Here is a 10,013-nt window from a genome sequence, read left to right as displayed (position 1 = left end):
GCCCAGAAGAATCTCCCGACTGGCCCTTGCCAGCTATATCGTTTCGCCATATAGTGTATCTGTTCGATATAGTTAGTGTATATCGATATAGCTGCCGGGTATTCAGTAGGACAACGGTCTGCCACTGAGGGAGCAACGGTGCTCGAACTGGCCATCCTGGGTGTCTTGAAGGAAAAGCCGATGCACGGGTACGAGCTTCGGCATTACCTGTCGTTCATCGTCGGGCACATCTGGCAACTCAGCTACGGCACCCTGTATCCCGCCCTGCGCCGGCTGGAGCGGCGGGAGCAACTCACGCGCCAGACCATTCGCGACGGCCGCGGTCCGGCCAAGCACGTCTACGCCCTGACGCCGGCCGGCGAGCAGGCCTTTCTGGCCATGATGCGCGAGGTCGGCTCGCCCACGGAAATCAGCGACCCGCACAAGTTCACGCTGCGGCTGACCTTCTTTCGCTATCTCGAGCCGGCGGCGCGGCTCGCCATGCTGCAGCAACGCCTGAAGTTCCTGCATGAGAATCGCCAGAGCCTGACGGAGATGGAAGCGATTCCCTCGCACGGGCTCGACCGCTACCGGCGCGCCTTGATTCGCTATCACGTCCACGCCAATGCGGAGGAGATCGCGTTTGTCGAGCGTCTGATCGCCGCCGAGGAAACCAACCCGGACACTCTGGATATCCCCCCTGCCGGCCAGGCGGTCGGCGCTGGTTGAAGCACCCTGAACACGCGGAAAGGCTGTCACCTCATGAGAGAAGTCGTAGTCATCGATGGCGTTCGGACGCCGGTCGCCACTTTCGGCGGGGCCCTGAAAGACATGACCGCCCAGGAACTGGGTCGCATCGTCGTGCGGGAACTGCTCGATCGCACCGGGCTGGATCCGGCGCTGGTCGGTGAGGTCGTCTTCGGCTGCGCCGCGCAGGGCTCCGATGCGCCCAACGTGGCGCGCGTGATCGCGCTCAACGCGGGCATTCCCAAGCAGGTGCCGGCCTTCACCGTCCACCGCAACTGCGCCTCGGGCACCCAGGCGATCGTGAGCGGCTATCAGGCGATCGCCCTCGGCGACCACGACGTGGCGATTGTCGGCGGCTGCGAATCGATGAGCAACGCCCCCTACATCAACCGCGACATGCGTTTCGGCAAGCGCCTGCGCCATTCCCAGCTGATCGACACGCTCTGGGAGGGGCTCAACGACCCCGTTTGCAACCAGCTGATGGGCGCGACGGCCGAGAACCTGGTGGAGGAATTCGGCATCACCCGCGAGGAGCAGGACAAGTACGCCGTCGAGAGCCACAAGAAGGCCTTCCGGGCGACCCGTGAGGGCAAGTTCAAGGACGAGATGATGACGGTCATGGTGCCCAAGAAGGCGGCCGGCAAGGCGGTGGCGCCGGAGGCTTTCGCCCAGGACGAGGGCATCAATCCGGCCATCAACCCGCAGATGCTGGCGATGTATCCCACCATCTTCAAGGACGGCGGCACCGTCACGCCAGGCAACTCCTGCCCGATGAACGACGCGGCGGCGGCCATGCTGCTGATGACCCGCGAGAAGGCCGAGGCCCTGGGCCTGACGCCCCTGGCCACGATCAAGGGCTACAGCTTCGCCGGGCTGGAACCCGAGCGCATGGGCCTGGGCCCCGCCTATGCCATTCCCAAGCTGCTGGAGAAGCTGGGCTGGAGCAAGGAAGACATCGACCTGTTCGAGATCAACGAGGCCTTCGCGGCCCAGGTGCTGGCCTGCGACCGGGTCTGGGAACTGCCCAAGGATCGCCTCAACGTGAACGGCGGGGCGATCGCCCTGGGGCACCCGATCGGGGCCACCGGCGTGCGGCTGTCGATCAGCCTGCTGAAGGAGATGGCCCGCCGCGGCGCCCATAAGGGCATCGCAAGCCTGTGCGTCGGCGGCGGGATGGGGGCGGCGATCGCCTACGAGCGGGCATGAATCTTGGCCTGCGGGCCAGCTGCTCCCGCACGGGAGCCACACCAGGCGTCAACACCGGCAACGGTTACTGGAAAAGGAGTGAGGAGCCATGGCGTACATCTATAAAGCGGCCATCATCGGCGGCGGCACCATGGGCGGCGGCATCGCCCAGGTGGTCTCGTTTTCGGGCCTGCCGGTGGTGATCAAGGACATCAACCAGGATGCCGTCGACAAGGGCATCGAGGCGGCCCGTCAGGTCTATGCCTCGCGGGTCAAGAAGGGCAAGATGACTCAGTCCGAAATGGACCAGAAGATGATGCTGATTTCCGGCAGCACCACCTACGACGGCTTTGACGACGTCGACCTGGTGATCGAGGCCGTGACCGAGAAGATGGAGATCAAGAAAGCCGTCTTCAAGGAACTCGACGCGGTCTGTCCGCCCTCGTGCATCTTCGCCTCGAACACCTCGGCGTTGTCGATCAGCGAGCTGGCGGCCGTCACCAAGCGGGCCGACAAGGTCATCGGCATGCACTTCTTCAACCCGGCCCCGGTCATGAAACTGGTGGAGATCATCCCGGGCATCGAGACCTCGGAAGACACCATCAACGACGTGATGGACTTCACCAGCAGCCTGCGCAAGCTGCCCGTGCGGGTCGAAGAGTGCGCGGGTTTCGCGGTCAACCGCCTGCTGATGCCCTTCTTCAACGAGGCGGTCTACGCCGCGCAGGAAGGTTCGGCCACGATGGAAGAAATCGACGCGGCCGTGACGGAGCGGGGCATGCCGATGGGGCCCTTCTTCCTGGCCGACATGCTGGGCGTCGACGTGTGCTATCACGTGCAGCACATCCTGCATGACGAGTATGGTCCGCGCATGGCGCCGGCGCGCTTGCTGGAGAAGCTCTATCACGCCAAGCGCTGGGGCCAGAAGACCGGGGCCGGCTTCTACGTGCACGGCGGCGATGCCTCCGAGACCTTCGTGGCCGAGGCGATCGCCGAGGTGCAGGCCGAAACCGGCATCAAGGGCACGCCCTTCACCTTCGAGCGGCTGTTGCTGCCGATGATCAACGAGGCCGCGCACGCGCTGCAGGAGAAGGTGGCGAGCCCCAATGACATCGACATCGCCATGATGGCGGGGGCCGGCATGGCCGACACGACGGGTCCCAAGGGGCCGCTTCAGATCGCGGACGAGATGGGCCTCGACGTGGTGCTGGCCAAGTTGCAGGAATACCAGGCGATCTTTGGCGAGCGCTTCCGTCCGGCGCCCTTGCTGAAGCGCAAGGTGGCGGCCGGTCAGCTCGGCGTGAAGACCGGCAAGGGTTTCAAGGAGCACGCCGCGGCGTTCGAGACGGTCTGACCCCCAGGGGTCTCCCGCCCGCGTCTGGCCTGACCGGGCGGGCGGCTTCGGCCCCCGCAAGGGGCGCGCATCCATCGCAAACCAAGGCCCCGCTGATTCATCGGGGCATCATCAGGAGGAGCCAACGCCATGACCACGGCGACCCAGCAGTACGTGAAACTTCGCATCGATGATCGCGTGGCGATCGTCACGATCGACCATCCCCCCGTCAACGCCCTCAACACGGCCACCATGAGCGAGCTGTCGGCCGTGCTTGACCAGGTGGCGGACGACCCGCAGGTCAAGGCGGTGGTCGTGACCGGCAACGGCATGGCCTTCGTGGCCGGGGCCGACATCAACGAGATCGCGGCCCTGACGGATCCGGCCTCGGCCAAGGGGCTGGTGCAGGGTGGTCAGGCCGTCTTCAGCAAGCTGGAGAACCTGAAAAAGCCGGTGATCGCCGCCATCAACGGGGTGGCCCTGGGCGGCGGCCTGGAACTGGCGCTGGCCTGCCACATCCGGATCGCCTCGGACCGGGCCAAGCTGGGCCTGGTGGAGATCAACCTCGGCATCATGCCGGGCTTCGGCGGCACGGCGCGCCTGCCGCGCGTGGTCGGCTGGGCCAAGGCCACCGAGATGATGCTGACGGCCGACACGATCACGGCCCAGGAGGCCTTCCGCGTGGGCCTGGTCAACAAGGTCGTGCCCGAAGGTGACGTGCTCAAGCAGGCGCTGGGCCTGGCCAAGAAGATCACGGGCTTTGGCGGCAAGGCGATCGAGGCCATCATGACCAGTCTGAACGAGGGCCGCGAGCTGTCGCTCGAGGCGCATCTGGAGCGCGAGGCCAGCCTGTTCGCCGGGCTGACCGAAACCAAGGACATGCGCGAGGGCGTGGCGGCCTTCAAGGAGAAGCGCCGTCCAGCCTTCACCGACCAGTAGGTCCCCAGGCCGGGCCGCGGCGGTGCCGTGGCCCGGAGTGTCCCCTTCCCAGGGCATCGGCGTGGGCCCGACGACCAATGGTCCCCCCGGTGCGCTGACCCACCAAGGAGTTGCGCGATGACGCTGGAGTTCAAGAGTCCCTACATCCGGGACGAGCACGTGATGTTTCGCCAGGCGGCCAAGGAGTTCGTCGACGCCGAGATCCGTCCGCGGGCGATGAAGCACAACCGCGAGGCCAAAATTGAGCGCGATCTGCTCAACAAGATGGCCGAGATGGGCTTCATGGGCATGGCCATCCCGGAAGAATACGGCGGCACGGGCGCTGACCCGATCACCTTCGCGATCCTGGCTGAGGAGATCAGCCGGGCCTGTGCCAGCACCTGCGTGGTGCTGGGCGCCCATGGCGGCATCGGCACCTACGGCCTGGTGCTCGACGGCTCCGAGCACATCAAGCAGAAGTACCTGCCCAAGCTGGCCAGCGCGGAAAGCATCGGCTGTTTCTGCCTGACCGAGGCGGGCGCCGGATCCGACGCCGCCGCGATCAAGACGCGCGCGGTGCGGGACGGCGACGACTGGATCCTGAACGGGGAGAAGATCTGGATCACCAACGGGGACATCGCGGATTGCATGACCGTCTTCGCCGTGACCGATCCGGCCCTCGGGGCCCGGGGCGGCGTGACGGCCTTCGTGGTCGAGCGCGGTCCCGGCGTCATCTCGGGCCCCAAGGAACACAAGATGGGCCTGGCGGGTTCCGGCACCACCACCGTCACCTTCGAGAACGTGCGGGTGCCCAACGAGAACGTGCTCGGCACGGTCGGCCTGGGCTTCGTGACGGCCATGAAGATCCTCGACAAGGGACGCCTGTTCCTGGGCGCGGCCGCGCTCGGGGCGGCCAAGGAAGCCTATGACATGGCGGTCAACCACAGCCTCCAGCGGCAGCAGTTCGGCAAGCCGGTGGCGGACTTCCAGGCCATCCAGTTCTACCTGGCCGAGATGGCCACGCGCATCTACGCCATGGAGCAGATGGTCTACCACGCGGCCTGGCTGATGGAGCAGGGCGAGTCGATCACCATGGAAGGCTCGATGATCAAGCTGTTCTGCACGGAACAGTCGAGCTGGGTGATCAACAAGTCGCTGCAGATTCACGGCGGCATGGGCTACTCGGCCGAACTGGCGATCGAGCGCATGTTCCGCGACGCCCGCATCTTCGAGATCTTCGAGGGCACCAACGAGATCCAGAAGGTGGTCATCGCCCGCGAACTTCTCAAGGACAAGAAAAAGGAACTGGCCCGGGTGTAAGGGCCTGCGGCCGGCGGCTCCGCGCCAGGCGGGGCCGCCGGGTCAACCCGGCGGGGCAAGCCGCCGGTGAGAGCGGCCGGACTGGCCGCGTGAACTTTTCAGCCGTGTTGTGAAGAGGGTGGCGCATGGACATCGTGGTGTGCATCAAGCAGGTGCCGGAGACGCTCCAGGTCGGCCTGGACCGGGATACGGGCTATGCCCGGCGCAGCGAGGCCAAGGGCGTGGTGAATCTGGCCGATCGCCATGCGCTGGAGGTGGCGCTGGCGCTCAAGGCCGCGGCGGGCGGCAAGGTGGTGGTGCTCTCAATGGGTCCGCCCGGCACCGACCAGGCCCTGCGCCAGGCGCTGGCCGCCGGCGCGGACGAGGCCGTGCTGGTCAGCGATGCGGCCCTGGCCGGCTCGGACACGGGCGTCACCGCCGCGGTGCTGGCGGCGGCCCTGCGCCAGTTGTCGGACGTCGGGCTGGTGCTGACGGGGGAGGCCTCCGCCGACGGCGCCACCAGCCAGCTGGCGCCACGCCTGGCCGAGGCGCTGGGGCAGCCGCTGGTGACGGCGATCTTCGAGGCCAGCCTGGCCGGTGAGACGCTGCGCGCCGGACGCAACGCCGAGACCTGCCGCGAGCAGGTGGAGGTGGCCCTGCCGGCGGTGGTGTCGGTCTCGCTGGACGCGCCCAAGCCGCGCATCCCGAATGCCATGGGGGTCATGAAGGCGGCCAAGAAACCCCTGGCCAGCTGGACCCTGGACACCTTGGGGCTGTCCGCCGAGGCGGTCGGACAGGCCGGCTCGACCACGGTCGTGACGCGGGCCTACAAGCCCGAGAAGCGCGACAAAGGGGAGCGGTTGACGGGGGCCACGGACGTGGTGGTGCAGGGATTGCTGGAACGGCTCTCCCGCAAGAATCTGCTCGAGGTGTAGCCATGGATCTGTCAGATCTCGCATTCTTGATGGGCGGCGACCTGCCCGAGGCGGCCGGCGACGATTGGCGCGGCATCTGGGTGGTGGCCGAGCCCGCCGAAACGGGCGTGACGCGTGGCAGCCGCCAGGCGATCGCGAAGGCGCGGGAACTGGGCGATCGCCTGGGAACGCGCGTCGATGCCGTCTTGCTCGGCGGCAGCGAGGCGGCCGCCGAGGCGCTGGGGCAACTGGGCGCGGACACGGTCTACCTGGCCGATGACGCGGGCTTTGCCGGCAGCAACGCCGATGCCTGGGTGGCCGCGCTGGCCGAGCTGGTCACGGAAAAGCGCCCCGAGATTGTCCTGATGCCCTTCTCGTCGCGCGGCCGCGAGGTTGCGCCCCGGCTGGCGCAACGACTCGCCACGGGGCTGGTGGCGGATGCGACGGCGCTCGACCTCGACGAGAGCGAACGCCTGCTGGTGGCAACCCGCCAGAGCTTTGGCGGCCGCAGCCTGGCCAGCGTGACCTGCCCCCAAGCCCGGCCCCAGATGGCCACCTTGCATCCGAACGCCTTCCGCGAAGGTGAACTGGACCACGGGCGCAGCTGCGAACTCGTGCGGCTGAGCCTCTCGCCTGCCGGCTCGCGGGTGCAGCTGCTGGGCCAGACGCCGTTGCCTGAACGCGTGCCGCTGGAGCGCGCCCGCGTGGTGATCTGCGGGGGCAAGGGCCTTGGCGGCACGGCGGGAGCCGGACTGGTGGCGGAACTGGCGGCCTTGCTGGGCGGCCAGGTGGCCGGCACGCGTGGCGCGGTCGAGGCGGGCTATATCGCGGCTGAGCAGGAGGTCAGCGGGCGCGGCGCCACGATTGCCCCGGACCTTTACATTGGCGTCGGCGTGGGCGGTTCGATGGACCACACCGATGCCATGCGCCAGAGCCGCACGATCGTGGCGATCAATCAAGACGCGGAGGCGCCTCTGATGGGCTTGGCCGACGTGGCGGTGGTGGGCGACCTGCACGAGCTGGTGCCGGCCCTGATTGCCGCGATCAAGGCCGCACGGGCCCGCCAGCAGCCCATCTCGACACGCTGAGGGGACCCCGCGCCCCGCGGTCAGCCGGCCGCGGGGCCGTTGCAAGGAGGCCTGGCCGATGGCGGACATTCCGATCGCGCGGATTCTTGCGCAGCTCGAGGGCTTGCTGGAGCCGGAGTCCGCGCGCGAACTGCTGGCCACGGTGCTGGCGCAACTCGATCTGCCGGTCGCGGCCGCATACACGCCGGCCGAGGTGATGGTGATCGGGGCGGCGATCGCTGAGGCGCAGCGTTCTCTCCTGGCCGGCAGCGGCATCCCGGCGGCCCAGCAACTGGAAGCGGAGATTGGCCCGATCGTCGCGGCGATCCGGCGCGATGCCCCGCACCTGGGCGACGATCGTCGCTGATCCGGTGACGCCGTCGGACGTTCGTGGCTGCCCTCCCTCATCGCGGCCTTCGGACGAGTTGGGCCAGCATGGCCAACCGCACCGGTGCGGCCGGCCGAGGTCGTCGTCGGCTCCGCTTAAAGCGTGACGGTGATGCTCCGACTGGCCTTGCGGTAGCGCAGGCGGGGTTCGTAGCGGGTCGGCGGCGGGGCGCCGGGGGCCGCCTGGGCGGCTTGGGGCAGGTCAGGGGCATCCCAGGCCGTCAGCGTGAGCGTGTAGCGGCCAGCCGGGGGGCGCCCGCCCGGAAAAACGAAGGCCGTCTCCGTGCCCGTGGTCAGGGCCTGCCAGCTGAAGTCCGGTGCAAGCGGGTTGCCGCTGAGTTCCAGGGCATAGGCCCGGGCCCCCCAGACGGGCAGCCAGCGCAGGGTTTGTCCTGGCGTGTAGCTCAGCCCCCTGACGAACTGGGGGGGCGCCAGCATGATGTCGCCCTGGCGAGAGGTGGCCACGCGCCAGGGAAACTCCAGGTTGACGACGCGGAAGGAGCTGCTCAGGCGATTGGCGCTGTCGGTGGCCACGGCGCGCAGGTCGTAGCGGCCACCGGGCAGGTTCGCCACCAGGAAGCGCCCCCCCTCGGCCACCAGCGGCTGGCTGGTGCCATCGGGGCCCAGTAGCTCCAGGCTGGCATTGAACGAACTGGGGGCGGCCGTGCCGTCGATGCTGAGTTGGGTCTCATGCACCGCCTCGCTCAGGCGAATCGGGTCGGCTCCCGGCGTCTTGGGATCGCCGTCGACCGTCACCTGGGCCCCCGCCAGGTTCAGTTCCGTCACGAGGCCCAGCCATTTGCGGCGGCTGTCCACGGCCAGCAGGGTGCCGCGCTGCAGCCGGCGCTCCGGAGCGGTCAGGACGACGCTGAAGCGACCCTCCAGATCGCTGGTGGCCGGGTTGCCGGCGGCGCCGAAGGCATCCGCGACCGAGACCACGATGCCGCTGCGAGGCGTTCCGGTCGCATCGACGACGCGCCCGCTGACGACCATCGGACCGCTGGGGGGCGGCGGCGTGACGGTTGGCACCGGCTGCAGGCGAAAGGTCAACTCGCGTTCCCGGTAGCCGTTGATGGAGACGCCGATGTGGCCCGGAGCGCTGACGGCATAGGTCGCGTCAGCCGGGGGGTCTCCCGGGAGCCGGAAACGCCCTTCCTCGTCGGTTTCGACGCTGCGCCCGTCCGTGGTGGCCACCCGCGCGCCCGGCAGGGGCCGTTCTTCGCCGTCGACGCGCCCCAGCACGCGCCCGGGTACCACCGGCGCCGGCGTGGGCGTCGGCGTCGGCGTGACGACGGGCGTCGGGGTGGGGGTGGGTTCCGGGGTGCTGCGGGCCGTGTTGATGGTGAACTGAGGAATCTGCGAGACGCGCACGTCCGGCCCACACGCGGCACCCAGCAGGGCGGCCAGCAGGCAGAGCGAACGGAGGGGCAGGGAGAGTGGGAGCGGGGCCACCTTCGAGATTTCCAAGCAGCTAGGAGCGTTGCCCGCATGCTATACCCCGCGGAGGGAGCCCCGTCTCGGCTGTGGCGCGGCTTTCAGCGGCAGGGCTCAGAGCTGGAAGCGGTAGAGGGCCTTGGTGCCCGCCAGTCCGAGGTAGATGCCGTCGTTGGCGCCATTGGTGGCGAGGGGATCGATGCTGAGCAGCCGGTTGCCGACGTTGGCGCTGACGGAGTTGCCGTTGTGGACGCTGTTTTCGGCGGCGATGGCGGTGGTGCCGGTGGCGATGGCGTCGCTGGTGGTGGTGCTGGGGGCGCTGGCGCTGAGTCGGTCGGCGCTGGTGCTTTCGTTGATGGGCAGGGTGAATTTGTTGACGGCCACCTTGAAGAGGGTGTCGTTGTAGACGCCCGTGTCGGGGTAGTAGCAGACCGCGTAGAGGGCACTGAGGTCGAAGTTCAGCACGGGGGTGATGGTGTTGCGCAGGTAGCGGGTTTTGGTGTCGGTCATGGTGCCGCCGGCGGAGCCCGCGCGGCCGAGACTGCCTTCGTTGAAGCGTGAATACTTGGTGCCGGCGGTGGACTGGCCCGGCGAGTAATCGGTATCGGTCCAGGTTTTGGGGCTGGTGAAGTCGAGGCTGAAGAGGGTGTTGGCGTTGAAGACGTAGACGCGCTTGCGGGAGCCGCTGACGTCGATCAGGGGGGAGGTGCCCATCGGGTAGGTGGGTGGGTCGTTCTTGACCTTGTAGGT

At 68.1% G+C, this 10,013-nt stretch carries 10 protein-coding genes; 8 read left to right on the top strand and 2 right to left on the bottom strand.

Annotation, left to right across the window (positions count from 1 at the left end; genetic code table 11):
* Window positions 1–138: 138 nt before the first annotated feature.
* The 8 genes from VKP62_13880 to VKP62_13845 all read left to right on the top strand — a co-directional run bounded on the left by VKP62_13880 (window position 139) and on the right by VKP62_13845 (window position 7,809).
* A complete protein-coding gene (locus VKP62_13880; protein ID MEB3198286.1) occupies window positions 139–708 on the top strand; it encodes a PadR family transcriptional regulator in 570 nt (189 codons plus the stop codon).
* A 33-nt stretch (window positions 709–741) separates the two neighbouring features.
* On the top strand, window positions 742–1,932 hold the full coding sequence (locus VKP62_13875) for a thiolase family protein (GenBank protein ID MEB3198285.1): 1,191 nt from the start codon (window positions 742–744) through the stop codon (window positions 1,930–1,932).
* Between the two features lie 88 nt (window positions 1,933–2,020).
* On the top strand, window positions 2,021–3,265 hold the full coding sequence (locus tag VKP62_13870) for a 3-hydroxyacyl-CoA dehydrogenase (protein ID MEB3198284.1): 1,245 nt from the start codon (window positions 2,021–2,023) through the stop codon (window positions 3,263–3,265).
* Between the two features lie 129 nt (window positions 3,266–3,394).
* Window positions 3,395–4,183, top strand: a complete 789-nt coding sequence (locus VKP62_13865) for an enoyl-CoA hydratase-related protein (protein ID MEB3198283.1) — start codon at window positions 3,395–3,397, stop codon at window positions 4,181–4,183.
* A gap of 117 nt (window positions 4,184–4,300) precedes the next feature.
* Complete coding sequence (locus VKP62_13860; protein ID MEB3198282.1) at window positions 4,301–5,482, top strand: acyl-CoA dehydrogenase family protein; 1,182 nt, start codon at window positions 4,301–4,303, stop codon at window positions 5,480–5,482.
* A gap of 125 nt (window positions 5,483–5,607) precedes the next feature.
* A complete protein-coding gene (locus VKP62_13855; GenBank protein MEB3198281.1) occupies window positions 5,608–6,396 on the top strand; it encodes an electron transfer flavoprotein subunit beta/FixA family protein in 789 nt (262 codons plus the stop codon).
* A gap of 2 nt (window positions 6,397–6,398) precedes the next feature.
* On the top strand, window positions 6,399–7,463 hold the full coding sequence (locus VKP62_13850) for an electron transfer flavoprotein subunit alpha/FixB family protein (GenBank protein MEB3198280.1): 1,065 nt from the start codon (window positions 6,399–6,401) through the stop codon (window positions 7,461–7,463).
* A 58-nt stretch (window positions 7,464–7,521) separates the two neighbouring features.
* The gene (locus VKP62_13845) at window positions 7,522–7,809 is read left to right on the top strand and encodes a hypothetical protein (protein MEB3198279.1); all 288 of its coding nucleotides are present in this window, start codon (window positions 7,522–7,524) and stop codon (window positions 7,807–7,809) included.
* Between the two features lie 116 nt (window positions 7,810–7,925).
* Here VKP62_13845 and VKP62_13840 read toward each other — a convergent pair whose 3' ends face one another.
* Window positions 7,926–9,281: a carboxypeptidase-like regulatory domain-containing protein gene (locus VKP62_13840; GenBank protein ID MEB3198278.1), complete on the bottom strand. Its 1,356-nt coding sequence runs from the start codon at window positions 9,279–9,281 to the stop codon at window positions 7,926–7,928.
* A 96-nt stretch (window positions 9,282–9,377) separates the two neighbouring features.
* Window positions 9,378–10,013 (bottom strand): hypothetical protein (locus VKP62_13835; GenBank protein ID MEB3198277.1); only part of this gene is annotated, 636 nt, incomplete at its 5' end.

This window comes from Candidatus Sericytochromatia bacterium (genome assembly GCA_035285325.1).
GTDB lineage: Bacteria > Cyanobacteriota > Sericytochromatia > S15B-MN24 > JAQBPE01 > JAYKJB01.
Note: the sequence above shows the minus strand (reverse complement) of the source record. Positions and strands in the feature narration are given on the sequence as shown.